Raw genomic sequence first — 16,414 nt, 5'->3', positions numbered from 1 at the left:
CGGTTCGCTACGTGTCCCGTACGGCCTTCTCCAGGAGCGAGGTGAGGATCGGCCCGGCGTGCGTCCACAACAGCGATCCGCCGGCCCCCGGTACGACACGACGCCGGGCCCGGGGAACACGGGTGGCGAGCCACGCACCGCGGTCGGGAGAGTGGCCGCTGTCCTCCTCGCCGTACCAGATGTCGACCGGCACGGTGATCCGGTCGAGGGCGAACGGCCACCGCCGCATGGCCAGGACCGTGTCCCGGGCATAGCCGGCCCCGCCCTGCGCAAAGCCCTCGTCCAGGGCCCTGCGGTAGGCCGCCGCGAACCCGTCGTCCCGGTACACGGCGAGGTCACACGCCGGGCTCCCGGCCATGACCATGCGCCACATCGCCTCCGCACCGAACCCCGCGAAGAACGCCTCGGCACCGGCCGGATCGTCCGCGGCCCGCTCGACGAGCCCCCGCAGATCGGCCGGAAGGTCGACGGCGAACTCCGGGGCGGCGACCTCGTCCGCGCCGGAGACCACCGCCAGAGCGGAGACGACACCCGCTTCGGCACAGGCGAGCGCGAACGGCGCACCTTGCGAGTTCCCCACCACAGCCGGCCGCCCCAGCCCCCGCTGCACACAGAGTTGCCCGATGTCACCGGCGAAGCCGGAGAAGTCCCGCCCGAGTTCAGGACTGGAGACGCCGAGCCCCGGCCGGTCCACGGACACCAGACGCACTCCCAGCGCCTCCACGACACCGGCACCGAAACCCAGCCACCGGCTCGTGGCCGCCCCCGGACACAACACCACGGGCACCCCGTCCGACGGCCCCCACTCCGCCCACCCGAGCAACCGCCCATCGGAGAGCCGGCACGCACCCACCCGCACAGGATCATCGACGTACACCGCAGTCATGATCACCATTATGGGAGGCCAACTGCGCTGCCGGTAACGGGTTTCGTGCCTCAAGGATGAAGGACCACTTCGTCCAAGAGCACAAGGAAGGCGCCTGACCCGGGCTCTGCCCGTCAGGCGCCTTCCGTTCGGCCTCCTCGGATCAGGGGCCGGGACCGGCCTACCGGAAGAGGACCGGTCACCCCGGTGGGGTCAGGAGCAGGGCGTGTAGAAGTGCTTCCAGCCGTCGCCGGGCATGGCCGGTGGCTCGGAGGTGGTGCCGAACGCGCCGTACTTGACCTGGAGGTCGTAGTCGAAGTGCCCCGGTCCGGTGGCCGGTTTCGTCAGGCGTACGTCGCGGTCCAGTCCGCCGTCACCGGAGTTGTTGAGGATCGCGAGGTCCGGGTAGGCGTCGCCGCCGTAGTTGGCGATCCGGAGCTGCTGGGCCTCGCCGTGGTCGCCGATGTCGGAGTGCCGGGCCTTGGCGGAGGCCAGGTCGGCCCGCTTGAGGGGGCCGGGGCGGTACTGCGCCACGCGTGCCGTCGCGGGGTCGTCGCCGTCGGCCGGCTTGACGATGTTGACGACCATGTCCAGGGTGCCGTCGCGCTGGAAGTCGGCGACCGCGGCGGAGGTGACCTCGCCCTTCTTCGCGCCGAGGAGGGCACTGACGGCGTACGGCTTGCCGAACGAGCCGTTCGCGGCCCCCCACTGCACCGTCATCCTGGTACCGGTGAGACCCGGGTTGCTGATCTTGTCGGCGTGACCGTCACCGTCGAGGTCGCCGACCAGCGTCGCGGCACCGGCCAGGCACGGGGCCGCGGCCTTGGCCGCCTTGCCGGACTGTCCCGTGCCGCCCGAGGCCGGCGACCCGGCCGCGCCGGCCGGGGAACCGGCCACGGTCAGGGACAAGGCGACGGCCGCGATCGGCGCGGCGATCAGACCTAAGCGCTTGTGAAGCATCTGCGCACTCCTTACGTCGTTGCTGCCGGGTGAGATGGCCGCACCGTCCCGCGCGTTCAGGCCCGGATCGCCGTATTACACAACCGTGACCCACCCCGACCGCCCGACGAGCGCAGCGGGCCCCGTCACGGCATCTACCAGGGCACGACCTGCCCCTCGTGGTCGACGAAGTGGAGGCCGGTCCTCCCCCGGTGGCGCTCGATCGTCTCCGCCACGCCGGGAACGCTCTCCGCCACGCTCAGCTCGGCGCCCGGCCCCCCGAGTTCGGTGCGCACCCAGCCCGGGTCGACGAGCAGCAGGGTGCGCGGGTCCTCGGCGTAGCGGGCGGCGTAGCTGCGCATCAGCTGGTTCAGCGCGGACTTGCTGGCCCGGTACAGGTCCTGGCCGCCACGGGTGTTCAGGGCGATGCTGCCCTGGCTGGAGGACATGACGCCGATGGTTCCGGTCGGCGCGACCAGCGGGCGGAGGGACTCCACGACGCGCATCGGGCTGAGCGCGTTGGTGGTCATGACCTCGGTGAACATGTCCGTCGGGACCTCGCCGACCGGGAGGTCGCCGCGGGTGATGGCGGCGTTGACGAAGAGCAGGTCGAGGGTGCGCTGTGCGAGGCGGTCGCGCAGGGCCGAGATCTGTTCCGGGTCGGTCATCTCCAGCGACTCGATGGTCAGCCGCCCTTCGGAGGCGTCGGCGAGGTCGTGGAGGCCGGTGCGCCGGCTGCCGCGGACCGTACCGATGACGTCCCAGCCGCGGCGGAGGTACTCGGCGACGAGCCCGAGGCCCAGGGTCCGGGAGGCGCCGACGACGAGGGCGGTGTTGCGGGTGTCGGTCATGTGAGGCATTCCTATCGTGGTCAAAGGCGGTCGCGAGGCATGGCTCACGGCCGTCGCGGGTCGGTGATCGTTCGCCGCGCGCCGGGTCGCGAGGAGGAGCGACTGCGGCAGCAGGGATGGCCCGTAGCGGGATGCCCCGTAGTGGGTTGGCCCGCCGGGCGGTTGTGCCGAAGCGGCGTTACGTAGGGCCGGAGTTGGGGTGCGGCGGGCCGGAGTTGGGTGGCAGCGGGCGCCCGGTCAGCTGGGTGCGGACTCCGGAAGGGAGCAGCCTCCCGCCACGTAGGGGGCAGGCCCCGGCTGTCGCTGCCGCCCGCCCACCGGAGCGGTGAGGACGATCATGCTTCAAGTCTCCGAGCGGTTCGGCCGGGCGTCCAATACCCTTTCGCGCACATTGATACCTTCCAGGCATGGACTTGGATCTGCGGAAGCTCCGCTACTTCGTCGCGGTGGCCGAGCACCGGCAATTCGGCCGGGCGGCACAGGCGTTGTTCATCGCGCAGCCGGTTCTCAGCCGGCAGATCCGCGCGTTCGAGCAGGAGCTGGGCTGCCGGCTGTTCACACGGACCACACGCAGCGTCGAAATGACGGCCGCCGGGCGGCAGTTGTACGACGAGGCGCAGAGGATCACCACGGTGGTGGACACGGCGCTGCGACGGGTGCACGAGGCCGAGCGGGGCGAGCAGCGGCTCGTCATCGCCTTCTCGCCCGGCCTGCACGTGTCGGACGCGATCCGGGCGTTCACGGCGAGCCACCCCGAGGTCGCGATCGACGTCTTCCCGCTGCGCTGGTGGGAGCAGGACGCGCCGCTTCGCGACGGCCGCGCGCATGTCGGATACCTCCGGCGCCCCTTCGACGATTCAGGGATGCACACCGTCCCGATCGGCCACGAGTCCAAGGTCGCGTGCCTGCCCGTGACGCATCACCTGGCCGGCCGCCGCGCCCTCACCTCGGCCGATCTCGACGGTGAGCCGATCCTCGACGTCAGGAAGCGGCGGACGTCCTCGCTGGAGGAGAAGTTCGAGCTCATCGCCTCCGGGCAGGGCATCGCCCTGGTCCCCCTCAGGGTCATGACCTCGTACTCCCGCCCCGACCTCGTCCACCTGCCCATCACCGACGCCCTGCCCGTTGAGACCTGCCTGGCGGTACCGGAGAGCAACTGCACGGGACCGGTACGGGATTTCCTGGACATCGCCACCGCGACCCTGCGCCCGGACTCCGACGAGGCGGAGCGGGAGCGGGAGCGGTCCGAGGCCGGTGCCGGGGCCGGGGCCGGGGCCGGGGCCGGCCAAGGTGACGCCCGCTAGTTCTGGATGCTCCGGGCGCCCAGCACGCCCGCGGCGACGCGGCGGGCCAGGGTGGCGAAGTCCGTGTAGACGGCGTCGGCGTCCTTGTTCTTCGGCATCAGGGGCCGGATGGGGCTGTCCGCCGCGAGAACCGCGGACAGTCTCTCCTTGTACGCGTTGTAGACCTTGGCGACGTCCGCACGCACCGCGCCGCCGCCCCACGTCATCGGAGCGGCGCGCAGCCGCTGGTCGTTGGTGGCCGCCATGGTGGCGACGTCCATGAGGAAGCAGTCGAGCAGGTCGGTGACGTCCTGCTCGCTCGCCCCCTCCTCCTGCTGGTGCACGTCCTCCACGAGCAGCTCGGCCATCTCCAGGGTGACGTCCCGGTAGATCTCGTAGCGCGGTCCGTTGGGGACGACGGCGAGGATGTGGTCGGCCTGCTTCGCGCCCTGGGTGTTCATCATGGGCGGTCCGCCCCGGCGGTCCTCGTTCTCCAGCCCCGGTACGGGGAAGGGCAATCCGTGGAAGCCCGCTTCCTCGTGCGCGATCCCCCGGGCCGAGGCCAGCGGGTGGACCGCGAACTCGTGCGCGAGCATGCCGGTGAGGTACCCGACGTCGTAGTTCTCGAAGTAGTAGGCGGCGAGTGTGACGGAGACGCCTTCGGCACCCCGGTCGACGACTTCGCCGGGGGTCTCGGTGGTGCGTTTCTCCAGGGTGATGCGGCAGGTGCGGGTACCGACGTAGTTCGTGATGGTCGTGTGCCTGCCGAGCAGGTCGAGGACGCGGATGGCCTTGTCCCGGTACTGCGGGTTGGTCTGCGCCAGGTTGGTGAACTGGAAGTTGCCGTGGGAGAGCGGGGCCCGCTGGACGGCCGGCCCGGCGGTGCGCTGCACGGCGTGCCCGCCCTCTCGCAGCGCGGCGGTGAGGGCCGCGTTGCCGGCGGTCCGCTGGAGGGCGAGGAGGTCGCCCCGCGGTCCGTCCGCGCGTCGCGCGGCGGACGGTAACGGGGCGCGAGGGGAGCGGCCGGCCGCCGCGGTGTCGTGATCGCTGGCGCGCATCGGAGCGGGATCCTTCGGGACGGGGATCGGGTATCGCGTCCAGGTATACGGGTTCGCCGGGCGCCGGTGAAGGTCCGCACGGGCAGTCCGCGGCTGCCCGTACGGACCACCGTCGTGGCACGAGGGCAGCGGCGGACCACCCGCGGCAACGCGACGTGGTGGCGCGCTGTTTCCGAGCGTGCCACCACGAGGCCGGAGGTCACTCCGTACGCAGCCCGTCCGGCCGCACCATCCGGATCAGCGGCGGCAGGCCGAGCAGCGTCACCAGGAGGACCACGACGGCGCCGCAGCGGGAAGGGCCACGTTCTCGACCCAGGTGAGTTCGGCCACCAACTGCCCGAACGGGAACATTCGGACCGCCTGAGCCCACTTCGCTCGGCGTCGCTCATGCCGGCCATCTCGCGGCCGTCGTAGACGATGGATCCCGAGTCGGGGGCCACGATCCCGGCCAGGCAGTGCAGCAGCGTCGACTTCCCGGAACCGGAAGGGCCCAGCACCGCGACGACCTCGCGGCGGGACGAGGGGGCCGGCCTGCCGGTCCCAGGCCAACGCCACCGCTCCCCCGACTCCGAGGGTCAAATGCGGGATGAGCAACCCTTGACTGAAGGTTGACCGCCTGGGTGGCGAGCCCTTGACGGGATGCGAACTACGTTCCCTGCATGCCTCTACGAACCCCGGCTCTGCCCGTGCTCCCGTACCGCAAGCCGACCCGCGGCCGGGACTACTGGGTGCTGGACGACGTACTGCCGGACCCGGACGCGGTGCGGGAACGCTGTCTGGCCCGGAGCGACTGGACCGAGGGCTACCCGCACAAGCCCGAGAGCTGGCCGGGCCTGCGCACCATGCCGGCGCTCGAACCCGGCGAACTGGCGCACGTCGAGAAGCTGGTGCGAGGGGCGACCGGCGCCCCGAAGATCTGGGCCGAACGCCCGGCGGGCGGGAGCACCTTCCACCACAACTGCGTCCAGGTCGTCGGCGAGGGCGAGGGCGAGCCCCGCCCGCACACCGATTCCCGCAGCCTGTGCCGGTACGCGGCCGTGCTCTACCTCAACCCCCTGGTCCCCAAGGACTGCGGAACCAGCTTCTGCCGGCAGAGCCTGCCGGGCGGCACCCTCGGCGGCAACCAAGTGGCCCCTCCGCACAACAACCTGGTCGACGCCCTCGGCACCCGCTTCGTCGGACCGGACTCCTTCACCGAGGACGTCCGCGTCCCGCACCGCGCCAACCGTCTGCTGCTCTACTCCGCCAACCTGATCCACACGGCGACCGGTTACTGGGGCACCACCCTGCAGGACAAACGGATGACGGCGGTCTTCTTCTGGATGGCCTGACAACCCAGCCACCCGCGGGCACGGCTGCCACCAGCACCCCGGCGGGTTCCATGACGTAGTCCCCGGCTGGACGGGGGTACCAGCCGGGGACTACAGCACGTGTGCCCCGCGGTTCCCCGCCGAAACACGCAGCATGATCACGTGTCTGATCCTCGGCACGGGGGCGGCCGGCCGGGAGCCGGCGAGGTGGGGAGCCTTCCCCCGTCGGCCGGTTCTCCGGCTGCTCGGCGACCGTGCGAAACCCGCACCTCACGGCGGGCCGTCACCGCGTGCTCGCTCCTGTCGGCGGAGTTCCGCGAGGTCGGGGAGGCGGTCCAGCCCTCGTACGGCGCGGGCGGTGCGGTGATTGTGTTCCAGTCTGCCGCGGTGCCGGTCGAGGAAGAACCAGTAGGCGGCGGTGTAGGGGCAGGCGCGGGGGCCGGTGCGGTCGCCGGGGCGGTGGACGCAGGGGCCGCACAGGTCGCTCATGCGGTTCACGTAGGCGCCGCCCGAGGTGTAGGGCTTGGTGGTCATGCGGCCGCCGTCGGCGTACTGGGACATGCCGACGACGTTGGGGACCATCACCCAGTCGTAGCCGTCCACGAAGCAGCGGTGGAACCAGTCCGTGACGGCGGCCGGATCCCAGCCGTGCTGGAGTGCGTAACTGCCGAGGATCATCAGCCGCGGGATGTGGTGGGTCCAGCCCGAGTCGCGTACCTGGGTCAGTACCGTCCTCAGGCAGCGCGCGCGTACGTCGTCCGCGTCCAGGTCGTGCCACCAGTCGGGCAGCGGCGCGGTGTGCCGCAGCTCGTTCGAGTGCCGGTACTCCTCACCGAAGTACCAGTACAGCTGCCATACGTACTCGCGCCAGCCGGCGACCTGGCGGACGAAGCCCTCCACGCTGTTCAGCGGCGCCCCGCCCGCACGCCACACCGCTTCGGCCTGCTCGACGCACTCGGCGGGGTCGAGCAGGCCGAGGTTGAGCGCGGCGGACAGCAGGCTGTGGCTCATGACGGGATCGGCGGCGAGCATCGCGTCCTCGTACGGGCCGAACGTGGCGAGCCGGTGGTCGATGAAGCGCCGCAGGGCTCGTCGGGCCTCGGCGCGGGTGGCGGGGAAGAGGCGCGGTCCGTCCCGTCCGACGAAGGACACGTCGCCGTCCCGCTCCCAGCGGTCGAGGTCGCGGCGGACCTCGTCGTCGATCTCGTCCTCACGCGGCCGGTAGGGGGCGGCGACCGGCAGGACGGGCGTCCTGCGCGGCGGCGGCTCCCGGTTGTCGTGGTCGTGGTTCCACCGGCCGCCGGCCGGGGCGTCGCCGTCCATCAGCAGGTCATGGCGCCGCCGCACCCACCGGTAGAAGTCCTCCTGACGCAGTCGCTCGCCGCCGTGACCGTCCGCCCATGCCGTGAAGTCGTCCATGGGGACCAGGAATCCGCGCGCGGGGCCCACGGTGACCCGCGGCAGCGAACGCACCAGCTTCAGTGCGGCGTACGAGGTGGGGTGATGCACGGTCATTCGGTCGCCGCCCGCCGCCCGTTCCAGCGCCTCCCGGTAGGTGTCCGCGCGGACGTAGGTGACCCGGTCGCCGAGTTCGGCGGCCCGGTGACGCATGGCGGAGAGCACCAGATGGGCCTTGGCACGGTGGAAGCGCCGGCGCCGGAACACCGACCGGGCCTCGATCATCAGCAGTGGTGCCTCGCGGGTGAGACCGCTGTCCTGCGAGGGCCGCAGGAAGTGCGGCCCCAACTGGTCGCCGAAGAGCCAGTGCATCACAGCCTTCCCCTGCTGCGGATGTCCGCCAGGACCTCCCGGGCGGCCCGGCTGCCCGAGGCCAGAGCCCCCTGCACCGAGCCGGTCGCCCGGTGGTCGCCGCAGACGTACCGGCCCTTCGCGAAGCGGGTGCTGCGGCTGAGCGGCCACGGCGGGCGCATCTGGGGCAGCGCGTCCACGACGGTGTACGTCGCCACGAGTCGCCAGGGCGCGGTGTCCGTGCCGTACAGCTCCGCCAGCCGCCGGCGCACCGCGACCTCGGCGCCCGGCGGATCGCCACCGAGGACGGAGGTCGACACCAGGGCAGTGCTCGGCGGCGCGTACGTCGTGGTGACCTCGGTGAGCACGCAGGTGTTGAGCACGGCCAGGGTGCTGTCGACCACGAGGGTCGGTTCCGGCAGGGGCGAGGTCTCGGCCGCGTGGTAGTAGGTGGTGACGGTCCGCCCGCGGGGCACGGGCAGGCCGGGAAGCAACCGGGTTGCCGTGCCGGCGTCCGTGGCGACGACCACCACCTCCGCCGGGCGCTCGGTGCCGTCGCGCAGCAGCACTCCCCCGTCGGTGACGGCCGTGACGGGGGAATCGAGCCGCACGGTGCCGGCGGGCAGCCGGCCGGCGAGGAGGCGCGGCACACTGCCGATGCCCTGCGCGGGCAGGCAGAGCGTGCCACGGGCCATGCTGCGCCACACCAGATGGAAGAACCGGGCCGAGGTCTCCAGTTTCTTGTCGAGGAACACGCCGGCGAGGAAGGGCCGCAGCAGATGGTCCACCGCTTCCGCGGACAGGCCGCTGCCGGCCAGCAGTTCAGCGGTGCTGCGGTCCCCGCCGCGTTTGAGAACGGCGGCGGGAGCCAGCATGTCCCGCGCGGTCAGGGCGGCCAGGACCGCGAGGTCACGTGCTCCCAGGACACGTCCGGGCAGGAGGCCGCCCGCCTCGCGAGGGCGCCGGGTGGGATCGGTGAGCCGTGCGACGCCCGTGGGGGTGTGGGCCAGCACGCCGGGGGTGAACGGCCGCAGCCGCAGTTCCCGCAGCGGCAGGCGGCGCTTCACCTGCGGATAGGCGGTGTTGAACACCTGGAAACCGCGGTCCAGGACAAAGCCGTCCCGGTGGTCCGTGCGCATCCGGCCGCCGACCTCGTCGCCCGCTTCGTGCAGCTCCACCCGCAGTCCCGCACGACTGAGGTCGAGCGCACAGGCCAGGCCGGCGAGCCCGCCCCCGACGATGACGGCATCACTGCGCCGACTGCGCTGACCTGCCGTGGCCATGGGTGGTCTCCTTCGCTTCGGTCAGCTGTGACGAGCACCTGTCGCGCCGCCGCGATCGTCCCGTCTTTCCAGACCGGAATGTGAGTGCCACGCCCGATGCCCGACAGGTGGGGAAATTCGCATGAGCCGGTGCTCTTGACCGGAAGGCCGATGACGTCCCGGCCCGGGGCCATTTGATCCGTTTCGGCCGGTACGGCCTCTGCCTCGACGACCTCCGCCCTGGCCGCGACCCTTCCCCCCTCGCACGGAATTGTGTGCAAAGTGTGCAGCGCTGACGGCCCGTCCCCCATGGCGCAGTGACCCCTGCGAGCTGCGATTGTGAGGGAATCGGAGTCGTGAGTTTTACCAATGTTTACCTGACGGCCACCATAGTTGGGCCTACTGTGGCCCAGCTTGTTCAGACAAGTGTCGGACAAGCTCACCCCCCACGTGCATCCCCTGAGCGGCCCCGCATGAACCCCTCAACCCTCTGTGCGTACCCCTGGAGAGACCGTGACCGTGTTCCAGCCGAAGACCGCCGTCCTCACCGGCGTCCTCGCCGTCGCCTCACTCGCCCTCAGCGCCTGTGGCGCTGACTCCGACGCGTCGGGCTCCGACGGCGGAAAGAGCGCGGCCACCGCGACCACGGCCGAGGCCCTCGGCGGTATCGACGCGCTGGCCGAGGCGGCCAAGAAGGAGGGCACGCTGCACGCGATAGCACTCCCCCGGGACTGGGCCAACTACGGCGACCTGATCGACGGCTTCACGAAGAAGTACGGCATCAAGGTCCAGGTCGAGAACCCGAACGGTGCCAGCCAGGACGAGATCAGCGCGGTCACCTCGCGCAAGGACAAGGGCAACGCGCCCGACGTCCTCGACCTCGGCAGCTCCTTCGCGCAGTCCGCCGCCCAGGACGGGCTGCTCGCGCCCTACATGGTCGCCGGTTTCGCCGACATCCCCGATGTCCAGCGGGACTCGATCGGCCGCTGGGCGAACGACTACGGCGGCTACATCTCCTTCGGCTGCGACGCCAAGCGGGTGCAGACCTGCCCGACCAGCTTCAAGGACCTGCTGGAGCCGCAGTACAAGGGGAAGGTCGCGCTGAACGGCAACCCCACCCAGTCGGGTTCGGCCTTCGGCGCCGTGTACGCGGCCGCACTCGCCAACGGCGGCTCCTTCGACGACATCCAGCCCGGCATCGACTTCTTCAACAAGCTGCGGCGGAGCGGCAACTACACGCCCGTCCAGTCCACCCCGGCCACCATCGCGAGCGGCAAGACGCCGATCAGCATCGACTGGGACTACCTCAACGCCGCGCACACCACCGCGTTCAAGTCCAGGGGCCTGGACTGGAAGGTCGTGGTCCCCTCGGAGGGCAAGTTCTCCCAGTACTACTCGCAGGCCATCAACAAGGACGCGCCGCACCCCGCGGCCGCCCGCCTGTGGCTGGAGTACCTCTACAGCACCGAGGGCCAGAACCTCAGACTCAAGGGCTTCGCCCGCCCTGCTCTGATGACCGCCATGAAGAAGGCCGGCACGCTCGACAAGTCCGCGGCGGCGAAGCTGCCGAAGGTCTCCGGCACGCCGGACTTCCCGACCGAGACCCAGCAGGGCAACGCCAAGGGCATCATCGCCCAGAGCTGGGGCAAGGGCGGCGCTTCCTGACCCCGCCACACACCCGGCCCGACACGGTGCCCGCCGCTTCCTCACCGCGGCGGGCACCGTGCGGTGGGCGCGAAGCCGGCCGGTGAACACACCGCGCGGGGGCGTTCCCGGTCCGGGCCGGGAACGCCCCCGCGTGCGTGGTCGGGCGGAAGGTGGTTCAGGCGAGGTCGACGAGGAGGTCGCCGCCCTCCACCTGCTGGATCTGGTTGATGGCGAGGCGGGCCACCCGGCCGGACTTCGGGGCGGTGATGGCGGCTTCCATCTTCATGGCCTCGATGGTGGCCACCGTGGTGCCGGCCGCCACCTCGTCGCCCTCGGCCACCGCGAGCGTCACCACTCCGGCGAACGGCGCGGCGACATGGCCGGGGTTGGACCGGTCGGCCTTCTCCGTCACCGGTACGTCGGTGGCCGCCGCGGTGTCCCGGACCTGGATCGGGCGCAGCTGGCCGTTCAGGGTGGACACCACGGTGCGCATACCGCGTTCGTCGGCCTCGCCGACGGCCTCCAGTTCGACCAGGAGCCGTACGCCCGGCTCCAGGTCGATGGCGTACTCCGTGCCGGAGCTGAGCCCGTAGAAGAAGTCCTGGCTGTCCAGCACGCTGGTGTCGCCGTACGCCTGGCGGTGGGTCTCGAAGTCGCCCGCCGGTCCGGGGAACAGCAGCCGGTTGAGGGTGGTGCGGCGGTCCTTCTCCAGTCCGGTGCGGTCGTCCGCGGTCAGCTCCTGTACGGGCCTGGGCTCGGCGCGGCCCTCCAGCGCCTTGGCGCGGAACGGCTCCGGCCATCCGCCGGGCGGGTTGCCCAACTCGCCGCGGAGGAAGCCGATGACGGAGTCGGGGATGTCGAACTCGTTCGGCGTCGCCTCGAAGTCCTCCGGCTTCACCCCGGCGCCCACCAGGTGCAGGGCCAGGTCGCCGACCACCTTGGACGACGGGGTCACCTTCACCAGGTGTCCGAGGATCCGGTCGGCGGCGGCGTACATCGCCTCGATGTCCTCGAAGCGGTCGCCCAGGCCGAGCGCGACCGCCTGGGTGCGCAGGTTGGACAGCTGGCCGCCGGGGATCTCGTGGTGGTAGACGCGGCCGGTCGGCGAGGCCAGGCCCGCCTCGAACGGCGCGTAGATCCTGCGGACGCTCTCCCAGTACGGCTCCAGGTCGCCGACCGCCTTGAGGTCCAGTCCGGTGGGCCGCCGGGAATGGTCGGTGGCGGCCACGATCGCCGACAGCGAGGGCTGCGAGGTCGTGCCGGCCATGGAGGCGACCGCGCCGTCCACCGCGTCCGCGCCGGCCCGGATCGCCGCGAGGTACGTGGCGAGCTGGCCGCCCGCGGTGTCGTGGGTGTGCAGGTGCACGGGCAGGTCGAACTCGCGGCGCAGGGCCGATACGAGGGTCTCGGCGGCCGGGGCCCTGAGCAGGCCCGCCATGTCCTTGATGGCCAGGACCTGGGCGCCGGCGTCCACGATCTGCTCGGCCAGGCGGAGGTAGTAGTCGAGGGTGTACAGCCGCTCGGACGGGTCGGACAGGTCGGAGGTGTAGCACAGGGCGACCTCGGCGACGGCCGTCCCGGTCTCCCGTACGGCGTCGATGGCGGGCCGCATCTGACCGACGTCGTTGAGCGCGTCGAAGATCCGGAAGATGTCGATGCCGGTGGCCGCGGCCTCCCGTACGAAGTGGTCGGTGACCTCGGTCGGGTAGGGCGTGTAGCCGACCGTGTTGCGGCCGCGGAGCAGCATCTGCAGGCAGATGTTCGGTACGGCTTCGCGGAGTGCGGCCAGGCGCTCCCAGGGGTCCTCGGCGAGGAAGCGGAGTGCGACGTCGTAGGTGGCGCCGCCCCAGCACTCCAGGGACAGCAGCTCCGGCATGGTCCGCGCCACCACCGGGGCGACGGCGAGCATGTCCTTGGTGCGGACCCGGGTGGCCAGCAGTGACTGGTGGGCGTCGCGGAAGGTGGTGTCGGTGACGCCGATGACCGGTGACTCGCGCAGCCACCGGGCGAACCCGTCCGGGCCGAGCTCGGCCAGGCGCTGCCGGGAGCCGGCGGGCGGTTCGGTGGCGGGCAGGGGCGGCAGCTTGGTGGCCGGGTCGATCAGCTCGGGCCGTGGGCCGTGCGGCTTGTTGACCGTCACGTCCGCGAGGTAGGTGAGCAGCTTGGTGCCGCGGTCGGCGGAGTGGCGCGCGGTGAGCAGGTGCGGGCGCTCCTCGATGAACGAGGTGGTGACCCGCCCGGCCCGGAAGTCCGGGTCGTCGAGCACGGCCTGCAGGAACGGGATGTTCGTGGCCACGCCGCGGATGCGGAACTCGGCCACGGCGCGGCGGGCCCGGCCGATCGCGGTGTGGAAGTCGCGGCCCCGGCAGCTGAGCTTGACCAGCATCGAGTCGAAGTGCGCGCTGATCTCCGTGCCGGCGTGCGTGGTGCCGCCGTCGAGACGGATGCCCGAGCCGCCCGGCGACCGGTAGGCGCTGATCCTGCCGGTGTCCGGGCGGAAGCCGTTGGCGGGGTCCTCGGTGGTGATGCGGCACTGCAGCGCGGCGCCGTGCAGGGCGATGGCGTCCTGGGTGAGGCCGAGGTCGGCCAGCTTCTCGCCCGCGGCGATACGCAGCTGCGACTGCACCAGGTCGACGTCGGTGACCTCCTCGGTCACCGTGTGCTCTACCTGGATGCGCGGGTTCATCTCGATGAAGACGTGGTTCCCGTCGCGGTCGAGCAGGAACTCGACGGTGCCGGCGTTGCGGTAGCCGATCTGCTGGGCGAACCGCACGGCGTCGGCGCAGATCCGCTCGCGCAGCTCGGGATCGAGGTTCGGCGCGGGCGCGAGTTCGATCACCTTCTGGTGCCGGCGCTGGAGCGAGCAGTCGCGCTCGAAGAGGTGGATGACGTTGCCGTGCCCGTCGGCGAGGATCTGCACCTCGATGTGGCGGGGGTCGACGACGGCCTTCTCCAGGAAGACGGTGGGGTCGCCGAACGCGGACGCGGCCTCGCGGGCCGCCGCCTCGATGGATTCGCGCAGCGTGTCGCGGTCCTCGACCCGGCGCATACCGCGCCCTCCGCCGCCGGCGACCGCCTTGACGAACACCGGAAAGCCGATGTCCTCGGCGGCCCGGACCAGTTCGTCGACGTCGGTGGAGGGCTCCGAGGAACCGAGCACCGGTACGCCGGCGGCGCGCGCGGCGGCCACCGCGCGCGCCTTGTTCCCGGTCAGTTCGAGGATGTCCGTGCTCGGCCCGACGAAGGTGATGCCCGCCTCCTCGCAGGCGCGCGCGAGGTCGGGGTTCTCGGACAGGAACCCGTAGCCCGGGTAGACCGCGTCCGCTCCGGCCCGGCGCGCGGCGCGGACGATCTCCTCCACGGAGAGATAGGCGCGTACCGGGTGCCCCGGCTCGCCGATCTCGTGGGCCTCGTCGGCCTTCAGGCGGTGCAGGGAGTTGCGGTCCTCGTGCGGGAAGACGGCAACGGTCTTCGCGCCCAGCTCGTAGCTGGCTCGGAAGGCGCGAATCGCGATCTCACCACGATTGGCGACCAGTACCTTGCGGAACATTCTCGATCCCTTCAGCCTGCCGTCGACGGACACCACGGTGTCCGCCTCGGGCAGATCGTCGCCGGACCCGCAGTGACTTGTTACCGGACCGGGCCTCGTCAATCAGGTAGCTGACATCAAGATCCGGACCCTACCCGGACCCACACTCCGCCGACAGCCGTCACAGCCGCCGTTTCAGCAGGTCAGCACCACTATGAGCGCTGTACCACCGGCAGATCAAGGACTCGCTGCCGAGCAACTCGCCGACCGGGCGGCCCACCGCCCGGCGAGGCCGCCCACCCGCGCCGGCCGCCCGGTGTCAACGCGGGCAGCGGGCGGTCTTGTCCGGCAGCTTCCCCCCGACCAGGTACCGGTCGACGACGCGGTCGGTGCAGGTGGACGGGTCCGCCGAGGCGTACGCCGCGTGTCCCTGGCCGTTGCGCAGGAGCAGCGAGCTGTGGGCCAACTGCCGGTGCACCGCCCGCGCGTTCTCCAGCGGGGTCTGCACATCGTGGGTGTAGGACACCAGCAGCACCGGCGGGGCGCCGGATGCCGTGACCGGTGCGGCCGCGCCCGTGGGGGCGACCGGCCAGGTCGCGCAGTCGATCATCTGCCAGGCGAAGTGACGCCCGAAGAGCGGCGACTGCTTCGCGAACGAGTCGGCGGTGGCCAGCATCTCCTTCGGGGACCTCGGTGCGGACGGCGAGTCCAGGCAGAGCACCGCGGGCATGCTCACGGACTCGTTCTGCTCGGCCCGCTGCTCCTGCGGCGTCGGCTTCCCGCCGCCGCTCTCGCCGCCCGCCGCGGCGTCGAAGCGGTCGAAGGCGGTCGCGTCCCCGCGCAGGGCGGCCACCAGCGCCTTGGTCAGCGGCTCCCAGCTCTTTTCGTCCGTCACGGCCGTCCCGAGATACGTGGACAGGGCTCCGTCGGTGAACTCCGCGCCGTCGGCCCCGCGCAGCGGCTTGCGCGCCAGCTTCCCGGCGAACTCGGTGAGCCGGCTCCGGATCTCCCCGGTCGTGGCTCCCAGCCGGTCGTCGCCGCGTGCGACGAGGTTGCGGGCGTAGCGGCGCATCGCGTCGTCGGACGTCTTGATGTCGAGCCGGGCGACCTTCTGCATGTCGGCGGCGGGGTTGACGACGCTGTCGAGCACCATCCGGCCGACCTTGTCGGGGAACAGCTTCATGTACTGCTGGCCGAGGAAGCTGCCGTAGGAGTACCCGGTGTAGTTCAGCTTGGCGTCGCCCAGGACCGTGCGGAGCACGTCGAGGTCGCGCGCGACGCTCACGCTGTCCATGTGCGCGAGCACCGGGCCGCTCGCCTTCTTGCAGGACCGGGCCTGCTCGGTCGCGTCGGCGAAGGCCCGCTCGGCCTCCGCTTCGGTGCGCGGCAGGCTCTCGGGTTCCTGGGGCGCGCCGTCGGGGCACTTGATCTGCCCGGACGCGCCGATGCCGCGGGGGTCGAAGCCGACCAGGTCGTAGCGGGCCCTGGCCTCCTTGCCGGCCTGCCAGTTTCCGTCGGCCACGTCGGCCGCGCCGCCGGCGCCGGGCCCGCCGGGGTTGAAGAGCAGCGACCCCATCCGGTGGCCGCGGTCCTTGGCCCGCACCCGCGACACCCGTAGTTCGAGGGTCTTCCCGTCCGGGGCGGCGTAGTCGACGGGCACCTTCACCCAGCCGCACTCCGCGCCGGGCACGGTCTTGGCGGCGACATCCGTGCCGCAGGCCGTCCACTGGATCTTCTGCTGGGTGAAGCGCGCGGGCAGGACCGGGGCGGACGTGTTCCGGCCCTTGGCCTGGTCGGGCTGGGCGGCCGCGGCACCACCGACGGCGCCGGCCGTCACCACGGTGGTGGCAGCCAGGACACCGGCCGTGAGGGCCATGGACTTGCGGGCTATGGGCATCGCCTTCTCGCTCTCTCGGTAACC

11 protein-coding genes and 1 pseudogene are annotated in these 16,414 nt (G+C 71.7%); 3 read left to right on the top strand and 9 right to left on the bottom strand.

All coding sequences use genetic code 11. The features are described 5' to 3' along the window. Positions 1-7: 7 nt before the first annotated feature. From K7396_RS33485 to K7396_RS33475, 3 genes are all read right to left on the bottom strand, one after another. On the bottom strand, positions 8-886 hold the full coding sequence (locus K7396_RS33485; RefSeq protein ID WP_208629155.1) for an alpha/beta fold hydrolase: 879 nt from the start codon (positions 884-886) through the stop codon (positions 8-10). A 192-nt stretch (positions 887-1,078) separates the two neighbouring features. Continuing rightward, on the bottom strand, positions 1,079-1,825 hold the full coding sequence (locus tag K7396_RS33480; RefSeq protein ID WP_152104476.1) for an FG-GAP repeat domain-containing protein: 747 nt from the start codon (positions 1,823-1,825) through the stop codon (positions 1,079-1,081). Between the two features lie 134 nt (positions 1,826-1,959). Next, positions 1,960-2,655, bottom strand: a complete 696-nt coding sequence (locus K7396_RS33475; RefSeq protein WP_086721090.1) for an SDR family oxidoreductase — start codon at positions 2,653-2,655, stop codon at positions 1,960-1,962. A 407-nt stretch (positions 2,656-3,062) separates the two neighbouring features. Between K7396_RS33475 and K7396_RS33470 the strand changes: the two genes are divergently transcribed. Next, the gene (locus K7396_RS33470) at positions 3,063-3,959 is read left to right on the top strand and encodes a LysR family transcriptional regulator (protein ID WP_086721089.1); all 897 of its coding nucleotides are present in this window, start codon (positions 3,063-3,065) and stop codon (positions 3,957-3,959) included. Here the strand turns inward: K7396_RS33470 and K7396_RS33465 are convergent. Together K7396_RS33465 and K7396_RS33460 are read right to left on the bottom strand one after the other, a co-directional pair. Further along, positions 3,956-4,996, bottom strand: coding sequence for a hypothetical protein (locus K7396_RS33465; RefSeq protein WP_152104477.1), 1,041 nt, complete (start codon positions 4,994-4,996; stop codon positions 3,956-3,958). The two genes, K7396_RS33470 and K7396_RS33465, sit on opposite strands and share 4 nt — an antisense overlap. A gap of 291 nt (positions 4,997-5,287) precedes the next feature. After that, positions 5,288-5,505: pseudogene (locus tag K7396_RS33460) on the bottom strand (ATP-binding cassette domain-containing protein); the annotation flags it as partial. Between the two features lie 150 nt (positions 5,506-5,655). Between K7396_RS33460 and K7396_RS33455 the strand changes: the two are divergent. Beyond that, positions 5,656-6,327 carry a DUF6445 family protein gene (locus K7396_RS33455; RefSeq protein WP_086719715.1) on the top strand — a complete coding sequence of 224 codons (672 nt, stop codon included), beginning with the start codon at positions 5,656-5,658 and terminating at the stop codon, positions 6,325-6,327. A 249-nt stretch (positions 6,328-6,576) separates the two neighbouring features. Here K7396_RS33455 and K7396_RS33450 read toward each other — a convergent pair whose 3' ends face one another. Both K7396_RS33450 and K7396_RS33445 read right to left on the bottom strand, forming a co-directional pair. Next, positions 6,577-8,076: a cryptochrome/photolyase family protein gene (locus tag K7396_RS33450; protein WP_086719714.1), complete on the bottom strand. Its 1,500-nt coding sequence runs from the start codon at positions 8,074-8,076 to the stop codon at positions 6,577-6,579. Beyond that, positions 8,076-9,338 carry an NAD(P)/FAD-dependent oxidoreductase gene (locus K7396_RS33445; RefSeq protein WP_086719713.1) on the bottom strand — a complete coding sequence of 421 codons (1,263 nt, stop codon included), beginning with the start codon at positions 9,336-9,338 and terminating at the stop codon, positions 8,076-8,078. Before K7396_RS33445 ends, K7396_RS33450 begins: the two co-directional genes overlap by 1 nt. 492 nt (positions 9,339-9,830) lie before the next feature. Between K7396_RS33445 and K7396_RS33440 the strand changes: the two genes are divergently transcribed. Continuing rightward, positions 9,831-10,982 (top strand): ABC transporter substrate-binding protein, encoded by a 1,152-nt coding sequence (locus tag K7396_RS33440; protein ID WP_086719712.1) that lies wholly within the window; start codon positions 9,831-9,833, stop codon positions 10,980-10,982. A gap of 157 nt (positions 10,983-11,139) precedes the next feature. On the opposite strand, the gene K7396_RS33435 is transcribed toward K7396_RS33440, so the two are convergent. Beyond that, positions 11,140-14,514, bottom strand: coding sequence for a pyruvate carboxylase (locus K7396_RS33435; RefSeq protein WP_086719711.1), 3,375 nt, complete (start codon positions 14,512-14,514; stop codon positions 11,140-11,142). Positions 14,515-14,812: 298 nt separating this feature from the next. After that, positions 14,813-16,390: an alpha/beta hydrolase gene (locus K7396_RS33430; RefSeq protein WP_086719710.1), complete on the bottom strand. Its 1,578-nt coding sequence runs from the start codon at positions 16,388-16,390 to the stop codon at positions 14,813-14,815. Positions 16,391-16,414 lie beyond the last annotated feature (24 nt).

Source organism: Streptomyces angustmyceticus (genome assembly GCF_019933235.1).
In the GTDB taxonomy this organism is placed as follows: Bacteria; Actinomycetota; Actinomycetes; order Streptomycetales; family Streptomycetaceae; genus Streptomyces; species Streptomyces angustmyceticus.
Note: the sequence above shows the minus strand (reverse complement) of the source record. Positions and strands in the feature narration are given on the sequence as shown.